General features: G+C 49.7%; 16 protein-coding genes and 2 pseudogenes. 10 read left to right on the plus strand and 8 right to left on the minus strand.

The window, feature by feature from the left end; genetic code table 11:
* Positions 1-184 precede the first annotated feature (184 nt).
* Positions 185-8,770 (minus strand): GH36-type glycosyl hydrolase domain-containing protein, encoded by an 8,586-nt coding sequence (locus ACR8BN_RS03135; protein WP_434747314.1) that lies wholly within the window; start codon positions 8,768-8,770, stop codon positions 185-187.
* Between the two features lie 307 nt (positions 8,771-9,077).
* On the opposite strand from ACR8BN_RS03135, the gene ACR8BN_RS03140 reads away from it, so the two are divergent.
* Complete coding sequence (locus ACR8BN_RS03140; RefSeq protein WP_216844881.1) at positions 9,078-9,233, plus strand: YnfU family zinc-binding protein; 156 nt, start codon at positions 9,078-9,080, stop codon at positions 9,231-9,233.
* A gap of 118 nt (positions 9,234-9,351) precedes the next feature.
* On the opposite strand, the gene ACR8BN_RS03145 is transcribed toward ACR8BN_RS03140, so the two are convergent.
* Positions 9,352-9,624, minus strand: a complete 273-nt coding sequence (locus ACR8BN_RS03145) for a hypothetical protein (protein WP_223566104.1) — start codon at positions 9,622-9,624, stop codon at positions 9,352-9,354.
* Positions 9,625-10,017: 393 nt separating this feature from the next.
* On the opposite strand from ACR8BN_RS03145, the pseudogene ACR8BN_RS03150 reads away from it, so the two are divergent.
* Positions 10,018-10,263, plus strand: a pseudogene (locus ACR8BN_RS03150) (STM2901 family protein); the annotation flags it as partial.
* An 8-nt stretch (positions 10,264-10,271) separates the two neighbouring features.
* Complete coding sequence (locus ACR8BN_RS03155) at positions 10,272-10,583, plus strand: DUF1493 family protein (RefSeq protein ID WP_434747315.1); 312 nt, start codon at positions 10,272-10,274, stop codon at positions 10,581-10,583.
* A gap of 610 nt (positions 10,584-11,193) precedes the next feature.
* Here ACR8BN_RS03155 and ACR8BN_RS03160 read toward each other — a convergent pair.
* The 6 genes from ACR8BN_RS03160 to ACR8BN_RS03185 all read right to left on the minus strand — a co-directional run bounded on the left by ACR8BN_RS03160 (position 11,194) and on the right by ACR8BN_RS03185 (position 15,186).
* Positions 11,194-12,003, minus strand: coding sequence for an SIR2 family protein (locus ACR8BN_RS03160; RefSeq protein WP_187491948.1), 810 nt, complete (start codon positions 12,001-12,003; stop codon positions 11,194-11,196).
* Complete coding sequence (locus tag ACR8BN_RS03165; protein ID WP_187491947.1) at positions 12,003-12,551, minus strand: non-canonical purine NTP pyrophosphatase; 549 nt, start codon at positions 12,549-12,551, stop codon at positions 12,003-12,005. The genes ACR8BN_RS03160 and ACR8BN_RS03165 overlap by 1 nt, the downstream gene beginning before the upstream one ends.
* Entirely contained in the window at positions 12,548-13,528 is a 981-nt protein-coding gene (locus ACR8BN_RS03170; RefSeq protein ID WP_187491946.1) for an adenosine deaminase, read from the minus strand. Before ACR8BN_RS03170 ends, ACR8BN_RS03165 begins: the two co-directional genes overlap by 4 nt.
* Positions 13,529-13,636: 108 nt before the next feature.
* Positions 13,637-14,650 (minus strand): phage integrase, encoded by a 1,014-nt coding sequence (locus ACR8BN_RS03175; RefSeq protein WP_434747316.1) that lies wholly within the window; start codon positions 14,648-14,650, stop codon positions 13,637-13,639.
* A 9-nt stretch (positions 14,651-14,659) separates the two neighbouring features.
* Complete coding sequence (locus tag ACR8BN_RS03180; protein WP_434747566.1) at positions 14,660-14,911, minus strand: hypothetical protein; 252 nt, start codon at positions 14,909-14,911, stop codon at positions 14,660-14,662.
* A gap of 74 nt (positions 14,912-14,985) precedes the next feature.
* Positions 14,986-15,186, minus strand: a complete 201-nt coding sequence (locus tag ACR8BN_RS03185) for a helix-turn-helix domain-containing protein (RefSeq protein ID WP_341576216.1) — start codon at positions 15,184-15,186, stop codon at positions 14,986-14,988.
* On the opposite strand from ACR8BN_RS03185, the gene ACR8BN_RS03190 reads away from it, so the two are divergent.
* The 7 genes and pseudogenes from ACR8BN_RS03190 to ACR8BN_RS03220 all read left to right on the plus strand — a co-directional run bounded on the left by ACR8BN_RS03190 (position 15,124) and on the right by ACR8BN_RS03220 (position 17,707).
* Entirely contained in the window at positions 15,124-15,258 is a 135-nt protein-coding gene (locus tag ACR8BN_RS03190) for a hypothetical protein (RefSeq protein WP_262406461.1), read from the plus strand. The genes ACR8BN_RS03185 and ACR8BN_RS03190 overlap by 63 nt on opposite strands.
* A 64-nt stretch (positions 15,259-15,322) precedes the next feature.
* A complete protein-coding gene (locus tag ACR8BN_RS03195; protein WP_434747317.1) occupies positions 15,323-15,778 on the plus strand; it encodes an STM2901 family protein in 456 nt (151 codons plus the stop codon).
* Positions 15,775-16,098, plus strand: a complete 324-nt coding sequence (locus ACR8BN_RS03200) for a DUF1493 family protein (protein WP_010256605.1) — start codon at positions 15,775-15,777, stop codon at positions 16,096-16,098. The genes ACR8BN_RS03195 and ACR8BN_RS03200 overlap by 4 nt, the downstream gene beginning before the upstream one ends.
* Positions 16,099-16,216: 118 nt before the next feature.
* Positions 16,217-16,471: pseudogene (locus ACR8BN_RS03205) on the plus strand (phage tail sheath family protein); the annotation flags it as partial.
* 147 nt (positions 16,472-16,618) lie between these two features.
* Positions 16,619-16,906, plus strand: coding sequence for a hypothetical protein (locus tag ACR8BN_RS03210; RefSeq protein WP_434747318.1), 288 nt, complete (start codon positions 16,619-16,621; stop codon positions 16,904-16,906).
* Positions 16,907-16,964: 58 nt separating this feature from the next.
* Positions 16,965-17,267, plus strand: coding sequence for a hypothetical protein (locus tag ACR8BN_RS03215; RefSeq protein ID WP_434747319.1), 303 nt, complete (start codon positions 16,965-16,967; stop codon positions 17,265-17,267).
* A 230-nt stretch (positions 17,268-17,497) separates the two neighbouring features.
* A complete protein-coding gene (locus ACR8BN_RS03220; RefSeq protein WP_434747320.1) occupies positions 17,498-17,707 on the plus strand; it encodes a hypothetical protein in 210 nt (69 codons plus the stop codon).
* The last annotated feature ends 39 nt before the right edge of the window (positions 17,708-17,746 follow it).

Genomic DNA, 17,746 nt, shown 5'->3' on the forward strand with positions numbered 1-17,746 from the left:
ATGGGCTTCGCGCGGGAAAACAGGGCAGGGCGACAGATAATTGTGGGCAGGTTGAACCCTCGCCATTCACCAGAACGCTGCCGTTGAACTGCCCGTGCTGACGCCGGTGGCAGCTCAACGGCTCGCTCGCAAAGGTCACTGAATCTCCTCTTTCACCTGATGCAGGCGGAGTGTCAGGTTTAACTTAATCTGACGCAGAGCCCAGCCAGACTTCAACCTGATGTTCCTGGCTATGGCTTTCCAGCGCTATTTCGTCGCCGTCACACCGTTTGCCATCCAGCCACAGCTGATAGGTGCTGTCACCGCGAGTAACCCGGATGTTGTAGATCCCTTCCCCCTCACGGTAGACAATTTTTATCTCTGACCAGTCAGCGGGCAGCTGTGGGCGAAGAGACAGCGCGTTGCCGCGCCGGCTTATCCCAAGCAGACTCTCACTGATAAGCTGATAGGCCCAGCCTGATGAACCAGTATACCAGGTCCAGCCGCCTCGCCCGCTGTGGCCTTCGGCCGCATACACATCCGCAGCCATCACATAAGGTTCCGCTTTGTAGATCGCCATATCCTGTTGATTGCCACTATGATTAATCGGATTAATCATGGAGAGCAGGGACCAGGCGCGCTCTGTCTCACCCATCGCCGCAAAGGCCATAATCGCCCATAGAGCCCCATGGGTGTACTGACCGCCATTTTCCCTGACGCCCGGTAAATAACCGCGAATGTAGCCTGGATTTGGCCCTGCACCATCGAAAGGCGGAGTGAGCAATTTAATCAGCCGGTTATCCTTATCAACCAGATGCTGATAAAGCGCCGCCATCGCTGACCGGCATCTGGCGTCCTCGCCTGCGCCAGAGAGTACCGACCAGCTCTGGGCAATGGCGTCTATCCGGCACTCACTGTCAGCATGTGAACCGAGCGTCTGGCCACTGTCAAAAAAGCCGCGCAGATACCATTCGCCATCCCAGGCCGCATGGTTAAGCGCGGTCTTGAGCGTCTGCGCGTGCTCCTGACAGTGGCGGGCGGTATCGGTATCGCCGAACCGCGCAGCCAGCGCGGCAAAGCGGTCCAGAACCGTATAGAGGAAGAAGCCGAGCCAGACGCTTTCACCCTTGCCGGCAATCCCGACGGTACTCATACCATCGTTCCAGTCCCCGGAGCCCATCAGCGGGAGGCCGTGCTGGCCGAAATTAAGGGCGTGGTTAACCGCGCGTACGCAGTGCTGCCATAGCGTTTCATTAATCTTACTGACGCCCGGAAGCTCATAGACAGACTCTTCGTCCTCTGCCAGCAGGCGACCTTCAAGGTAACTTACTGGCTGTGACAGCAGCGCCATATCATCGGTTGCCTGCACATAGCGGCACAGCGCATAGGGCAACCACAGGTAGTCGTCGGAGCAGCGGGTTCTGACGCCACGGCCAGCAGGCGGATGCCACCAGTGCTGTACATCTCCCTCGATAAACTGGCGGGATGCACACAACAACAGCTGATCGCGCAGCCGCTGCGGGGCAGCGTGGGTCAGCGCCAGCGTATCCTGCAACTGATCGCGGAAACCAAAGGCACCACCGGATTGGTAATATCCGCTGCGCGCCAGCAAACGGCTGGCCAGCGTCTGGTACAGCAGCCAGCCGTTTGCCAGTAAATCGACCTCCGCTGCCGGTGTCTGGATTTGCACTTTAGTCAGTAGCTGCTGCCAGTGCTGTTTAACCCTGGTCAGCTCGTTCTGTGCCTCCCCGGTGGAGAGGAACTGCTGCATCAGCGCGGTCACTGCACCCTCATCTTCCCCGACGCCGAGGGCAAAAACAAAGCTGCGGCTGTCGCCGTCAATCAGTGTCGTCAGCGTCTGCAGCGCGGCGCAGGGATCCATTCCTGCCCCGGTGTTACCCGAAAGACCACGAACATTCATCATCGCGGGCTGCCGTGTGGTGCCGTTACGACCCAGACACTCAAGCCGGTTGCCGCTGTACGCAATCCGGGTACCTGTGACGGCAAAAAAAGCGGTCCGCGCAGAGCCCGTGCTGTTATAAAAGTTTCTGGCCAGAACCGCGCTGCCTGTGGCGATAGCGGCAGGGGAGGTCACCACATGCCTTGCGGAGCGGCTCGCCAGCTCACCCAGAACCCATTCGACGTATCCGGTAATCGACAGATTACGCGTTTTGCCAGAGAGGTTACTCAGCGTCAGCAGGGAAAGTCTGACCGGCGCCTCTTCTGCCACGAACACCGTTAACGTGCTGCTGATACCATACTCCGTGTGTTCAAAACTGCTGTAACCGAAGCCATGACGGGTCAGATAATCGCCCTTGCCGCGAACCGGAAGCGGCGTCGGCGACCAGACATCACCCGTCTCTTCATCACGCAGATAAAGCGCTTCGCCAGAGCTGTCACTGACGGGATCGTTGTGCCAGGGCGTCAGACGATATTCATGCGCGTTTTCATACCAGCTATAGCCCTGGCCACTCTCGGAAATGACGGTGCCCAACTGGCTGTTGGCCAGCACATTGCACCACGGCGCAGGCGTCTGCTGCTGGCCGGAAAGAATGATGTGATATTCGCTACCGTCCTCGTTGAAGCCACCGGTACCATTGAAAAACTGCAACCGCTCCGGCGAAATGGTGACGGCTGCAGGCGGCGGCGTCTTACTGACCGATGGAAACGCAAAAGCAGGCGGGGTGCGCACCGGTTTTAACAGCGTGCTGAGCTGATCGGCGAGGCTGCCGTTCCGGCCTTCCAGCACGACCGCCGCGACGCTCAGCAACAGTTGCAGATCGTCAGCAGAAAAACTTTCGCTTTTGCGGATAAATATGCCGCCAGGTTTGTCCGCCTGCTGTCGTTCATCTCCGGCGGGGATCAGGGTCGTGAGCTGATTGAACAGGTTCTGCTGGTAGCCGCCCTGATCGCTGTTCAGGATGAGCAGATCGACCGTCAGCCCTTTTTGTCGCCAGTACTGGTGCGCCTGAATGAGCGTGGTGACCAGGTCGAGCTGATTATCGTTTTCTATCCGAACCAAAAGAATCGGCAGATCACCCGAAATCGCATGGCGCCACAATGACTCCTGGCCCAGCCGGTTCTGCATCAGCGCGTCTGATTCGCCACGCATTTCGGCACTGGAAAACAGTACGGCACTGGCCAGTTGATTAAACAGGCTGGTATCTTCGGTGCGGATATTCAACTGACGCAAGGCGACCTGACTATGAGACCACGCCAGTTCAAACACCCGATCGGCGCTGATGTGGTTACGGTACTTCTCAATCAGCGCAATAGTGGTGTCACGCTGAAGTGTCACACCGTAAAGCATATCGATGGTGACGGTCTCTCCCGCTTTTAACGTCACTGACTGGCGAATTGATAACACGGGATCTAACACCGCTCCCTGCTGACCCGTTAATTCACTGCCCGGCATCAGCGCCTGAGCATCGGCTGGAGTCCTGCCGCGCCCGAGAAAACGAGCCCGGTCGGTTTCAAATGAGGTCTGGCGGCCGGTATTGCCATGTATCGCCATCGCGTGAAACATCCATGCCGTCACTTCTTTCTCTTCACGTGGCCGACGGTGAGCCAGAATCGCTTCCAGCCTGTCAACGATCTCAGTCTGGACGAACAGATTACTGAACGCAGCGTGGGCCATATCGCTGGCTGCTGGCGCCAGTACCACTTCGGTGTAGCTGGTGATATCAAACGGGCGGGTCTGACGGGAACGGTTAGTGACCGTGATGCGTCTGATCTCCACATCATCTTCCGGGGAGACCACAATATGCGTGTGAATGCTGAAGGTGGTGCCTGAAGCGTCAAACTCAATCCCGGCATCATTGAAACGGGTTTTATAATGCGGACGCTCGCAGCAGGTCGGCTGATAGCTGTGAGCAATCACTTCGGCGGATTGCTGATCGGTAACGTAGCAGAACGTTCCGTAGTTGTTGCTGGTGCTATCCGCACGCCAGCGGGTGAGTGCCAGCCCCTTCCACTGGCTGTAGCCTGTCCCCGCGTGCGTCACCATCAGATGATAATCTGCATTGGAAAGCAGCTGAAGTTGTGGCTGGCGCGGATCTGAACCACTGAATTCACGCTGGTCGGGAATGCTGCGCTGCTGTTTAGGGTCACTGTTTTCGACAAAACTGCGGCGTGGGGTATAGAGCTCAATATCATCAGGCACTTTTTCCTGAAGCAGCAAACGCGACGACTGAAACAGTGCGCTGGACATAAAGCGCGCGACCATGGGCGCATCCAGCAGCTGGTGAGAGAGCGCAAGCAATCCCATCGCCTGATGATGAGCCATATACGATTTGACGATCGCAAATGGCTGACCGGGAGCCAGTCGATCCGCAGTGAAATCCAGCGCTTCGTAATAACCGTAGTCACCGCTGGCACCCATTTTTTTAAGTCTTATCAGATTAGCCGTCGCCTCATGCGGCAGCACCATCAGCGCCAGCAGCGTCGCATAGGGCGCAACAACATGATTGTCATTCAGGCCGCGTTTCAGCCCCAGTTCTGGCGTGCCAAATGCCCGATACTGGTAGTTATGATTGACGTCAAACGCAGCGTAACCCGATTCCGAAACACCCCAGGGCGTATCAGTACTGTTACCCGAGGCAATCTGTTGCCTGACCGCCGATAACGCCATCTTTTCCAGCAGCGTGTCGGGGTAAACCGGCATGACCAGGTGCGGCATCAGGTATTCAAACATTGAGCCGCTCCATGACATCACGGCGGGCTGGTTATTAAGCTGAGTAAATAAGCGACCCAGTACAAACCAGCTCTTGGCAGGAAGCTGACTGGTGGAGATTGCAAAGTAGTGCGTCAGGCGGACTTCTGAAGGGAAAAGGTCATATTTGCTGGCGTCCAGCAGACCGCTGTCCATGTTGTAGCCCACGCTGAGTAAAGACGTGGCCGGATAATAGAGAAAGCGGAAGTCCATACTGGCGTGATCGCTAAGGCGGCTGTCCAGCTCCAGCAGGGCAGCCATCCGTTCGCGGGCGGCCCATATCGCAGTCTCTGCCTGTTTTTCCGGGAGTCCGGGGCGGTTCAGGTTCAACTCAGCGAGCCACAGCAATGACGGAATCTCGGCAGGCAGTGGTGCATCCGGGCTAACCCAGCTGAAAAGGAGGGCCCACTCCTGAGTAAAATCGACCAGCTGCTGGTGGAAAAGCGCCGGCCAGTTCACCTGCGTTGTCGGAAGATACGCCTGTTCTGCCACCACGCTTAACGCCAGCAGAGCCTGCATCCCGGCGTGAAAATCGGCGGGCGAAGCGCGCTGCATCTGGCTTAAATGCGCATCGATTTGTTCCACTATGTCGCTGCGGGTGTCGCTCAGTTGGTCTTTAAGCAGTGAGAAGGTGTCGCTGAGACCTTCCAGGATACAGGGAAGAGACATCACCGGCTGGTATTTCCACTGCGCCAGGCCAGCCTGAAGGGTCACAAGGTGAGCCGCCATATTACCGCTGTCTACGGTTGAGACGTAGCGTGGGTTCAGCGGTTTTAACGTCTGGGTGTCATACCAGTTATAAAGATGACCTCTGAAATGCTCCATTCGATCAAGGGTATCGAGGGTGTCGAGCGTCCGGCTGATGACCCGATTCTGGCTGATATAACCAAAATCCCAGGCGGTCAGGTTTGCCAGCAGCGACAGGCCAATGTTGGTCGGTGAGGTCCGGTTGGCCACCCGCGACTCCGGAATCTCCTGCAGATTATCCGGCGGCAAATGGTTGTTATCACTGCTGGCAAATTCGTTAAACCAGGCCCAGGTTTTACGCGCGGTGCGACGCAAAAAGATGCGCTGTTCCGCTGAAAGGCTGCCTGGCTGAGCGCGTTTAGGCTGGCTCATGCGGCTCAGTAACGCGGGGGCGACGGCCCACAATAATGCGAGCGCCAGTGCGACATGCGTCATCGACGGCATGCTCAGGCTGGTCAGAAATACCAGAACCGCGCCTGCTACCGGATTAATCCACATGCGGCGGTAGAAATGGCGCACATCAGGCTCGACAGGTTTCTGTGATGAAGCGCTTTTCCACTCGTTCAGAAAGCGATGGCTGATAGTCAGGCGCCATAAGGTTACGATAATCGCCTTCAGCGACCAGTAACTCTCGTGAGGCAGAATGGCCAGCGCCAGGCCAGCGCGGGAGAGGCGGTTAAAGGCATCGGTGACAAGCATGGATAAATGCTGCCGCCAGGCACGCTTTTTACTTTTCGTCACCCCATCGATTACCAACGCTGGCAGCCCCGGAAGCAGCAGAAAGAGCATGATGCATCCGACCCAGAATACCGGGTTCGGTACTATCGTACACAGCATAAACACCAGCATCAGCAGGGCTGGCGCCACCAGGCTGCGGCGCAGATTGTCTGTTAATTTCCAGCGGGAAAGCGCACTGAGCGGGTTCTTTTGACGACTGCAATCTTCCTGCCGCACCTGCAACCGTAGCCAGTTAAGGAGCTGCCAGTCGCCCCGCACCCAGCGAAAACGGCGGGCAACATCGCTCAGGTAACTATCCGGATATTGTTCATACAGGACGACGTTACTGACCACACCGGAGCGGGCATAGCACCCCTCAAGCAGGTCATGGCTCAGCACCAGATTTTCCGGACAGGTATTGCGTATCGCCCGGCTAAAGGCAGCGACATCGTAAATACCCTTGCCGACAAATGAGCCTTCACCAAACAGATCCTGATAAATATCGGATGAGAGTGAGGAGTAAGCATCATTCCCCGGAATGCTGCTGCACAGCCGGGCATAGCGGCTCTGACCGTTAACCGGTATCTCTTCAGCCAGACGAGGCTGCAGGATGGCATAGCCTTCAACCACCCGATTTTTGATATCGTCGAATACCGGCGCATTGAGCGGGTGGGCCATGACGCCAATCAGCTTATGCGCTGTCTCACGCGGCAGTATTGTGTCGCTGTCGAGAGTAATCACATATTTAACGCTGTGCAGCTGCGTCTGCGTGGCACCTACCGTGACGCTGAAGGCGTTTTCTTCACCCTGAAGCCAGCGATTCAGGGCATGGATCTTACCGCGCTTGCGTTCATACCCCATCCAGACGCCCTGAGAAATATTATGGGTGCGGTCACGGTGTAACAGGGAGAACAGCGCAATATCCGATTTACCCCCGCTGTAGCGCCGATTCAGCGCTTCCGTTTTCAGCACGGCGTAACGGATAAGCGCGGCGTCATGATGATGGTCCTGTTCGGCGCTATCGGTAAAGTCGGTCAGCAACGCAAAACTGATATTCGCTAAGGCGTTACCGAGATAGCAGATTTCCAGAGAGCGCAGCAGGGCGTCTGTTCCCTCATTGCTGCTGAGTAAACAGGGGATAACTACCAGTGTGCGGTCATGCTCCGGTACCGCCAGAGAATAATCGAGTCGGGGCAGGGGAAGGGGATGGCGGCTACGGGTGGTTAACTCGCTCAGCATCTGCAAGGCTAGCTGGCTGCTGACAATGATGGCGGGCAGCACCAGCAACCACAATAAAGATGCCATGCCCGCCTGATGGGTGCTGTAGAGCATCTCGGCGGTAAACGCGGTTGTCAGCAGTAAAAGGCTGCCTAACCAGGAGAGTAAAGGAGTCTGGCTCAGATGCTGCCGGCTCCTGTTCAGCCACGTTACTTTAACGTCAAGCTGCTGTTCCAGCTGCTGAAATCCTTTATCCAGCAGGTAATAGCCGACATGCTGCTGACGCAGGGGAAGATCAGGCTGGCTGGCTAGCGTCAGCACAGCCTGGGCGACTTCACGTTCATCAAAGCGACTGTGCCGTGCCAGACGTTCAATCACGTGGCGGTAGTCATCGCGACTGTCAAAATGCATCAGCGGGTATGTCCCGGTGGGATCCTGCTGCAGGACTTTCTCAACCAGGCTGACGGATTCGACAAAAGCCTGCCAGTCAATTTCGCCGAGTTGCCGCAGGCCGGTAATACTGTTGCTGACAGAGAGCTGACTCAGGGCCAGCTGCCGGTTGAACTGCTCAATGACTTCCGAGGTTTTCCGGCCGGTATTTTCCAGCTGTTGTTCGACCCAGGTTAACGCCAGAGTATTGTTCTGGCCACTTAATCGCCGTTCAAGTTCAGCGACGAAAGCGCCGGAAACCTGCGGGTTCTGGCGGGCCATATCAGCGATGACCAGAATAACTTTTGATGCATCTTCGGCGGCTGTGGAGAGGATATCGCTGATCCACTGCTCCGCTTTATTACGTTCCTGATGTACCCTGGCGACGTCAGCCGCAATCCGGGCCAGATTGTTGATAAGCGCAAACCGTAACATGGCAGGCATGGCCCACAGTTCGCCGAGCAGCAGGGGCGTAACGCGCTGGTAGGCAGCGATAAAAGGATGCAGAACGCTGGTTTCCAGGCGGCCATCACTGTGCTTAATCATCTCCTCGGCGATAGCCTGGATGCGCAGGTAATGAGCCGACTCCTCCAGCATGGGCAGTCCTTTACCGAATTTGGCCGGTAACAGGTGCCGGACCAGGCGGATCTGCTCTTCAATGATGTAAAAATTATCCAGTATCCAGACGGCCGCCGGTGTCTGGCTGCGTTTATCGCCTTCACTCAGGATCTCTGCGCTGCGCGTCAGTGACAATTCATTATCTGCCAGCTGCTGCAACAGTCGGTAGGACCATTTTCCACCCGACAGATTATGCGTTTTCGCTAATTTTTCGCCGTAGTTATCCATTTGTTCAGCCGAAAAAATATCTGGCCGGTGGGCCTGATAAATACCTTCAGTCGGGAACAAAGGAAAATGCTCATCGGGTAATTCACTTTCCCGGCTGAACCACGTCGTCAGTTTTATTTTCACACTCATTTCCTTGCGCTTGCGCAGCAGCTGGATCCGGAAAAAAAGAAAGGATGACAAAAAAGGAGCCAAAAGAAGGGCTGGAGGTGATAAACAGGTGTAGATGGTATTGATTATAGTCCTGTTTCCGTTATTCGTAGCTATCCTGATTAACCGGCTGGCGTTCCTTTATGGCGATAAAATAAAGTTAAAAAAATAAACAGCTGCCTTCTCCTCACCTTAGCCCTGTTTAACATCAGAGCCGACAGATAAAAAAATTAATTTACCTGCACTGTGTTACGCTGAGGAAAATATTTCAGAGGATAACGACATGACCTGGTTGAGCTTTCTCTTCGACGCGCTACACAGCAGCGAAACCAATACACAGTGCCCGGTGTGTAAAAAGTTTTCCAGACAGTCTGTAGCTAAAAAGAATAAAGGACAGGCAGTCTTATGCCCTCACTGTAAGTCATTGTATGTTATATAAAGTCCGTCGTATTTTTATGTTGCGAACAGCAGGCAGCAGCAGGTCATACTGTTTAACCTTATCCCTCATTGAGGCAATTTATCCGTAACATTAATTTCAATGTGCTGATAATTCTGCATTATCTTTCGTACTCGGTGAAATAACGCTTTGATTCACCCTGGTCGAGAAATTCGAATGGTGAAAGTTGAATAATATCTGGTCCTGCAGACCACACTTCATTAACTCTTGAGATAATATCGCCTTCCTGAAGCGTCAGAAGATTATTAATGCGTAACACAGCAAATCTGCCATTTTCAAATTCGACCTGATACAACGCAACTTTCTTCAACGGCATGATGGTTCTTCCACGAATTACCCGGCAGCAGAGTTCAGCACTCGATGAACTTTTCATGATAAACCTCTAATCTATTCATACTCTTCTGTTCAATAAATTAATCTGCAGAATTGTGGATCTGACCTCAGCGCACACGTTGTGCAGATTTCAATTGGCCCGTTTTGACTGCATTTGTTCATATCCGTAAATATAGCGGGTTTATGAAAATAATCTGATACACCCTCTGCAGGGTTAAAAAGTGACTCCGGAGTATTAGTCGGGTCATCAGAGTGAGGATTAGCGGTGTCTTTTACAGGGAAAATAGTGGGTAAGAGAGTGTGAGGTTAATCGGGGGAAGGGAGAGGTGAAACCTTAGTGCAGGTACTGGAAGCTGAAAATGCAGTGCTGAAAGCTATCACCTGACTCGCCGCCGCGACCGATGAGGCAAACCGGACCACCAAGCCACAAACCACACGTGGAACCAGCCCGCTTTCTTTCGCAAGCCGAATGCGTATTCGCCAGTGTTTTCAGAAAAAACGTCGTACTATTACATGGAAAAAAATGCTGCGCGGTGAATGGGCATATACAACAAGTGTCGGGGCATATGTTGGACGTTGGGTGCCCTGGATTGGCGCTGTGTTAACTGCATATGATCTTTCGATTATTACCCGCAATGTTGTTCATCGATATATGCTGATTACAGGTGATAAAGGATAAGGCTGGTTATGAGTAAAGTTGAAGATGTTCATCGTCTGATAAAGAAATACTTTTGGGAAATGCGAGATGATGCATCCCTGAGTACAGGTAAAAATTGCGTTTTGCCTGAAGAGGCTTTTGATTTTTTTGAAGAATATGCTGAACTATTTAGTGTTGATATGAAGCGATTTGATTTTCGTCTCTATTTCCCTGCTTCAGGAATCCCTTTTTTGGCGAACGCTATTTTGCCAAAATATCTGCGCACCGATCATCATCAGCCTGAGCCTTTAACTGTTCAGATGCTGATTAATTCCGCTGAGGCGGGGGAGTGGCTTTACTAAAATGTGATGCAGTTGAAAAGATTGTTCGTTTTTTATAAAAAATAAAGAAAGTTAGGTAGAAAATTAAAAGAGGAAAATGGAAAGTAGTTAAAACTACTGACTATACAGAGGTTGCTATCGATATGAGCGCTACTAATAGCGCGCTATGGCAGTGAGTTTATGCAGGACTGCTGGGGGGGGCTACTCATTAATGGCTTGATATCTTCATTCGGCGTCTCATTAGGTACTTGAATGAGAAGGAGTATTCCATAGAACTAACATCTTCTTTATAGCTCTTCTTCACCCAGGAAAACCATGAATGCAACTGGCGCATGGTTTGTAAGTGTGGATTATCCGTCTGGATCTTCTTCAATGTTAGTTCTATCGGGGTTTTGAAAGACCCATGCAGTAGCTTTAAAAATGAGGATCAAGATGACCTTAATCTGCTGATTTAACCGCTTAAATTGGTGGCTCCTGCTGGGTTTGAACCAGCGATAAAGCGATTATGAGTCCCATTTTGAAGAGGGTAAAATCAGTAAGTTAATGATTGTTATGCTTTATTTTCGCCGAGTGGTGATGAAAAGTGGCACATAGCGTTGCGCTCTGCTGCCACTTACGGGGGATAATAAATTTATGAATTCTTAACTAGTTCACTTAAAAAAGATTGCAATGCCTCTGATGGTTCATGAACATCACTGACAATCATTTTCACTCCTCTTGCATCTAATATTTTCTCTTGAACAGGGTTTGGTCTTGTTGAGAAAACGAAAGACTTTGGTCTGGATGTTGAAGTGTTGCTATTCTTTTTCCATAGCTTATCTAACTTATAAAATAATAGCTTTATATTCCAATCTGAAAGGCTATAACCAATAAAAAGAACTGATTTACCTAACATGTCGCTTCTAAATTTTATGTCTAATGGGCTATCAAAATCTAAACGATCAAAATAGCTTGATTCACCAAGCACAATCGATGAGTCATCCGAAAAATCCCCATGAAGCTTGACTACTTGTGTTACATCGCTTTTTATATCTGCTATATCAGACACATCAACGATAACTTTATGTTTTTTATTATAGTGTTTAAGTGAATGCTCAATCCATCTGTCGTAATTAGTTGTATAGATTATTGGAAAATTACCGGTTGCAATATGTCTATGGATTTTAGAGTCTTCGATTTTTATATCACCACTATGCCACTTTGTATCCATCCAACTTCTTAATTTCCCGATCTTATTGTTATTATTCAATAAGTAATATTCAGCTAGACTTAAGTAATCACCGTATGTAAGGAATACATCGTCGTCGAACTCAAGTTCATTTGCGATTTCACTAATCAGTTCCTTCCAGTCTGGAAGATTAAGGTTTTTTGAAACGCCAGCTCCAATAAAAAGAATGAGATTATCATTTTTATAAGCATCCAATAACTCTTGATCTAACATCACTTTTCCTCCAGTAAATGTGACGAAAACTTATCCAATGCTAATTTCCTCATGGATATTTCATTTTTTTTATCGCCCATCTCAGCAAAGCTTTCTTGGTAACCATTTGGTATAAATATACAGTCCCACTGAAAATCTCGGTTTCCTAATGGTGAATCTGATATCGTTCCTTCAACTTCGCCTTCAAAAAAATGTATTTTCTTTCCATCGCAATAGCCAATTACTGTTTTAGCAATTGCAGCCTTATCTTGATGAGAGTTGAGTAGTGATATGAACCCTTCCGCTTCAAGATCATCCCAAAATATTTGAGTTAACCCGCCAGGTAACTCTTTTAATGATTTTAAATATAAACCAGTATGTTCTACAAATACTGGCCTTCCGATCTGCTTAAAAGCTTTTAATAATTTATCTCTAACTAAATCCTGCGTATCTTTACTCTGTATTTCTTCAATTTTTATATTGGCACTCACTACCTCCACTCGATCACCTAAGATATCATTTATTTCCTTGATTTTATTCGGATTGTTACTCAGGAAATGTAGTCTCATAGTATTCCTTTAATAAAGGTAAATTGTTTTTGATATTCATACATCTTTTTAGAGAAGTTAGGGATTGTAATTTCTTTATTGCAATAATCGTAATCATCAATAAGGCTTGTCTCTTGTATCCCCGGATTGTCTGAGCAAACAACAAAGGGAACTTCGAAATTCAAAAACTCTTGAAGAGAATGTCCTTTGGCTATATTTGTAGCACCTGTCATCACGTTGCTTAAAGGGCATACTTCAACACAAACTTGATTCTTACTTAGCATTTCTAATACATATCTATCGTTTTTAGCGCAAGTTCCGTGGCCTATTCTATCTGCATCGAAATGAGTTATGGCTTTTTTAATATTATCGACATTGCCAGTCTCGCCTGCATGAATTGTAATTCCTAATCCTAAATCATATTTGCATTCCTTAAACAGGTTGTAGATGTTATTGTCCAGTTCAGCATCCTCATCTCCAGCCAGATCAATGCCAACGATATTATTCTGTGAGCTTGATAAAGGAATGTTAGTGATGGCGAGTTTAATATGGTACATGGCCTCTTCGCCTCTCCCAATTGTAATAATTAACCCAGCTTTTATCTGATATTTGCAGCTATAAATTGTAATGCCTTCTAGAAGCCAATCTAATGCCTCGAGATAAGTAATCCCACAATTTCTAGCTAAATGGATTACCGTGTGCCTGATCTCAACAAATTTTATGTTTGTTTCTACCATGGCTATAAAAAAAGCCTCAATCATAGTATTTAATTGATCTTTGTTTATAGGGATAAGCCGAAGAAATTCCCAAGGCTTAAGATACTCTATCAGCCCTGAAGATTTTTTATTAACTAACAATTTACTGCAATGGTAATTAATTTCAATCAATCTATCAGCAGAATTATTTTCTACAATAATTCTATCAACTATTTCTGGAGGCAAAGCTCCATTGAAATGTACGTGTAATTCACCTTTTGGAGTAACTAAAAAATCATCCATGCGTTATCCTAATTTAAATTCACATTTTCTCTTGAAAATTTGGTTATTAGTTTGAGGCGTTTAATGGCAGTAATGATATTGATTATATCAATTTTTCATATGGAAGAGTTAGATATAATTAATAGGATTAAGCCGTGTCGCTTCAGCTAAATGGTCTGGCGCGAAATGCGCGTATCGCATCGTCACCTTAATATCTGTATGCCCTAAAATTCGCTGAAGCACAAGGATGTTTCCTCCGTTTATCATGAAGCGAGACGCGAAGGTGTGACGCAAAAGATGCGTCAGCTGCCCTGCAGATGTCTCGATACCGGCGCGTTGCATGGCCTTTCTAAAAGCTGAATAGCATTGTCTAAAGAGCAACTGCGCTTTCCTGCTCAAAGGCAGATCAGCCTGTAATTTTTCAGTTATCGGCACCGCTCGGTTTTTCTTGCTTTTAGTTTTCACGTAGATGATCTGACCGGCGCGGATTTGGTTGCCCTTCAAGCCTTCGGCTTCACTCCATCGTGCACCTGTTGCCAGGCAGATTTTCACAATGGTCGTCAAATCTTTAGATCGGCTGTTCTCACATTCGGCGAGGAGGGTTCTAATTTCCTCAATGGTGAGATACGCCATTTCTGATTCACTGATTTTAAACTCGCGCACGTTCTCTAATGGGTTCGGTGCCGTCCATTCATCTAACCGGCGTAGTTCGTTAAACATCGCCCTGAAATACGCCAGCTCTAAATTAACAGTGCGCGGCGTAACCGTCTTCACTCGGATGGAACGGGTGATCTTCCCGCTTAATCGCTGCTCACGATAAGACGCCAAAATTTTCGCGTTGAATTCGGTAGCCAGTGGATTTCCCATCGCTTCGCAGGCGAATGCCATTGTAGTTCGCCGCTTCTCGCCATCCGCCAAGGTGATGCCATGTGTGTTGAACCATAATTCAACCAGCTCGATTACCCGGCGCTTATCTGTTTTCTCTCCAAGCCAGGGCTTATCCTGAGCCTGATCTTTTACGAACTTCTCATAGGATTGTGCTTCGCCCTTCGTCGCAAACTGTCGGCGAATCCTTTTGCCGTCTCGGCCATTGGGAAAAACCTGCACCTGCCATTTCCCGCTGGGTAATTTATTTATCGCCATGCTTAGCCTTCAAAGGTACTCAGTGCGGGCAACGACTTTGCCCAAAACCCTGATGTCATCTGCTTTGCATTCGAATGAGGTTTTTCCGTTCTCAACACGAATACGTCCTCCAGGAAAACGATATAGCTCCTTAACGCTGATGAGCTTATCGATCTCGATTAGCCACACCCCATCGGTGATCTCTGCGGCGGTCATATCAACCAGGTAGTTCTGCTTCTCAAAATGTAATAACAGAGGAGGTTTAACATTACTGGGTAGAATTGCGCATCATATTTAACCCAATCAGATGATGAAAAGTTCCCATCTGTGATTTTTCTGAGTTCGATTTTGGTTGATCAAGCTTCCTGGTTTGTGATGTTTGAATCACCGCGGCCATACGTTAGCCACTCCAGCGAAGTACAGGTTTCCATAGAGCAAATCAAAACCCAATCAGCAGGAAAGTTCCCACGCATTATGCGGTTAGCCATAGTGCTTTGAAACACGTTCAAATGGCGGCACAGTGTCTGGATGAAGTGCAGGAAGGTGGTACCGGCCATCGACGTGTCGGGCGCGCCGGATATCAGTTGGCCGGAAAAGCCCGTCTGACGGGCAAAGCGGTAACGGATTAACAAGCTGTCGCGCAGATGTTAGAGTTAAAATTTGTTGACCATCCAATGAGAGGGATCTGAGGCGATGGATACGACTGAGCAACTGAACGGAACCTATTTTTACCACGGCGTGCCGAACCTGACACCGCAGGAATTATTATTCTGGGTGCTGCTGGATGAAACCCAGGAACAGTTGGGCGTGCAGGATATTGTAGCCGTTGCAAGCATCATTCTCGGTAACAATAATATCGACGTGCCGGGGAAACCGCTCACGTCAACGCCAGGCACGTCGGTTGTGTCACTCTTTTTCCGCAGGTATATGTCCTATAGATTCCGGCGGCGCATTCTCCCGACTCTGACCTTAAAATCCTTCAGCCTGCGCGGGCTGAAAATTTTCTGGGTGAATAATCTGGGAGCCTTTGTGGGCAGGGCCGTGCCGGTTGTAGGGTGGGTTATCTTGGCAAATGATGTTGCGCAAATCAGTTTTCGCACCGTACATCGCTATAACATGATTGTGAGGCCGGAGGATAAAATCTGGTGAATGATATGACGACTACTCCTGACCTGGTGCGCAAATATATCCTGCGCGAACTGCCGCTGGTAACCACGCTTCTTTTAAAAAAGATTGAAATCGGTGACGATGATGTTTTGCAGGAACTTTTTGAAGCAGAAGATATTGCAGAGGTATCGGAGAAATTTTTTCGTGATTTTAACGTACAGCCAGCAGGTTTTACGCTCGCCACTTATTTCCCCTGGAAAACCCGTTCTTTTTTCACGCGCGCGCCAGTAAAGCAGGGTAAAGCCCCCCTGACTATACGCATGTTTATTGAGTCAGCTGTTGCCGGTCGCTGGCTCTTTTAGTCACTGTCTGCGGGCAGCAGGTTTGTCCGTTGTGTCAGCTGCCACACAGTGACAACAGCATGATTTCCCTTCCCTAAAATCTGACCATCGCGGAACCCCTTCACAGGAGAACCGCCACATGTCACAGGATTATCACCACGGCATGCGCGTTGAGGAAATCAACGAAGGCACGCGAACCATCACCACCGCTAGCACCGCGATTGTCGGGCTGATCTGTACCGGCGGCGGCGACGCGGCCACCTTTTCGCTAAACCGCCCGGTACTGTTAACCGACATACTCACCTTCAGCGGCAAGGTCGGATACTGGGAGCGCCAGACCGACCAGGCTATCCGTGAAACGTCCATGAGCAGGGAAGTTAAAGCCGATACGGAAACGTGTGAGCTGGTCAGCAGGGATACGACAGTCAAAGCCACTGACAGGGCCACGGTGATTGGAACGGCGTCACTGATGGCCGGAGCAATTCAGCACGTAACTACCGGCAGTTACAGCGTGGCTGCATAGCAGAATCAGCTGATTACAGTGGGCGGCAATGCGGAAACGGACGTCACCGTCAGCGTGACGATAAATGTTGGTCAGGCACTGACTGAAAAAATTGGCCAGCTGCGCCAGAGTATTGCCGGGGCGCGTCAGGAAATTATCGCGCCGGTGGGGTGGATAGGTTCAGCAAAGATTAATGTGGCCCAGCTGATGCTCGATACCGTGGCGATTGTGCAGCCGCTGGCTGACCAGCTATACGTACCCCTCAACCGGCCAGCCCACGAACAGCAGTGCCATCGCACAGAGTGGCCAGCAGGCCGCCGCGCTTAGTACGAAATACTCACCCGTCATCGGCAAGTAAGCCAGCCAGCAAGCAGCGAGTTTTTTATTGCCCGTCACCAGAACGCCTCAGACGCACGATGCGCCACGCAAAGGCGCGCCCATCACGCACAACAACCATAAAAAGATCATCCGCATAGCGCGGCTCTGGCTACGCGTCAGCCCCGACAAAATAATCGCTGCGCAGACAAAATCGGCGCTACACCGTTCCCGCCTGCAGGTTTTGCATCATGAAAATTCTTCAGTTTTATTTTTCTACAAACCGGTATGGCAGAGCGCGCTGCTGCTGGCTTTATTCCGGAGTTCGACAACTGAAAACTTTGAAAGAGATTTCAGTGTTTTTCAGTTTTAAGGATCTCGAATGGATCTAAATAAAAATGCATGAGCTTGAAATTTAAGGATATTGTCTATTTGTGTCGCTATTGGATCTTTAAGAGATCTCAGTTGGTTAAAGCCATTATCCAACAAAATCCAGCAGTGGCAGGGGGTTGGGGAATTACAGAGCGCTAAGGGCAACTGAAAAGCACGAAATAAAATTACTGTTATTATATACAGTAATTAATTGTGTATGAGGATAACAGAATGAAGAAAATTTCCATTAACGGCGCGCTTTTTTTGTGCATGGCGCGAGGTGAAAAACTAACTGAAGATGCGATCTGGAATGAAGCATGGGGACCGCATAACAGATACGTGTTTTGGCCGCGGGGTGAGTTTTGGGATGTACGATTTAAAAAAGTTGAAAATGGAAAACTGGAATGGTTACCCGTTGCAGATGGACCAATTGCGAATTAAGGAGAGGCTTGGCAGGCAGCTTATTCACATTGGAATGAG

This window comes from Pantoea sp. Lu_F5_004, from assembly GCF_051136245.1.
GTDB lineage: Bacteria > Pseudomonadota > Gammaproteobacteria > Enterobacterales > Enterobacteriaceae > Pantoea > Pantoea agglomerans.

What these genes read in the sequence shown, in the direction of transcription:
- ACR8BN_RS03220 (WP_434747320.1), top strand. Translation starts at nt 17,498, where the DNA reads ATGAAGAAAATTTCCATTAACGGCGCGCTTTTTTTGTGCATGGCGCGA.
- ACR8BN_RS03185 (WP_341576216.1), bottom strand. Translation starts at nt 15,186, where the DNA reads ATGGCCGGTACCACCTTCCTGCACTTCATCCAGACACTGTGCCGCCAT.
- ACR8BN_RS03145 (WP_223566104.1), bottom strand. Translation starts at nt 9,624, where the DNA reads ATGAAAAGTTCATCGAGTGCTGAACTCTGCTGCCGGGTAATTCGTGGA.
- ACR8BN_RS03160 (WP_187491948.1), bottom strand. Translation starts at nt 12,003, where the DNA reads ATGTTAGATCAAGAGTTATTGGATGCTTATAAAAATGATAATCTCATT.
- ACR8BN_RS03165 (WP_187491947.1), bottom strand. Translation starts at nt 12,551, where the DNA reads ATGAGACTACATTTCCTGAGTAACAATCCGAATAAAATCAAGGAAATA.
- ACR8BN_RS03170 (WP_187491946.1), bottom strand. Translation starts at nt 13,528, where the DNA reads ATGGATGATTTTTTAGTTACTCCAAAAGGTGAATTACACGTACATTTC.
- ACR8BN_RS03155 (WP_434747315.1), top strand. Translation starts at nt 10,272, where the DNA reads ATGAGTAAAGTTGAAGATGTTCATCGTCTGATAAAGAAATACTTTTGG.
- ACR8BN_RS03140 (WP_216844881.1), top strand. Translation starts at nt 9,078, where the DNA reads ATGACCTGGTTGAGCTTTCTCTTCGACGCGCTACACAGCAGCGAAACC.
- ACR8BN_RS03195 (WP_434747317.1), top strand. Translation starts at nt 15,323, where the DNA reads ATGGATACGACTGAGCAACTGAACGGAACCTATTTTTACCACGGCGTG.
- ACR8BN_RS03175 (WP_434747316.1), bottom strand. Translation starts at nt 14,650, where the DNA reads ATGGCGATAAATAAATTACCCAGCGGGAAATGGCAGGTGCAGGTTTTT.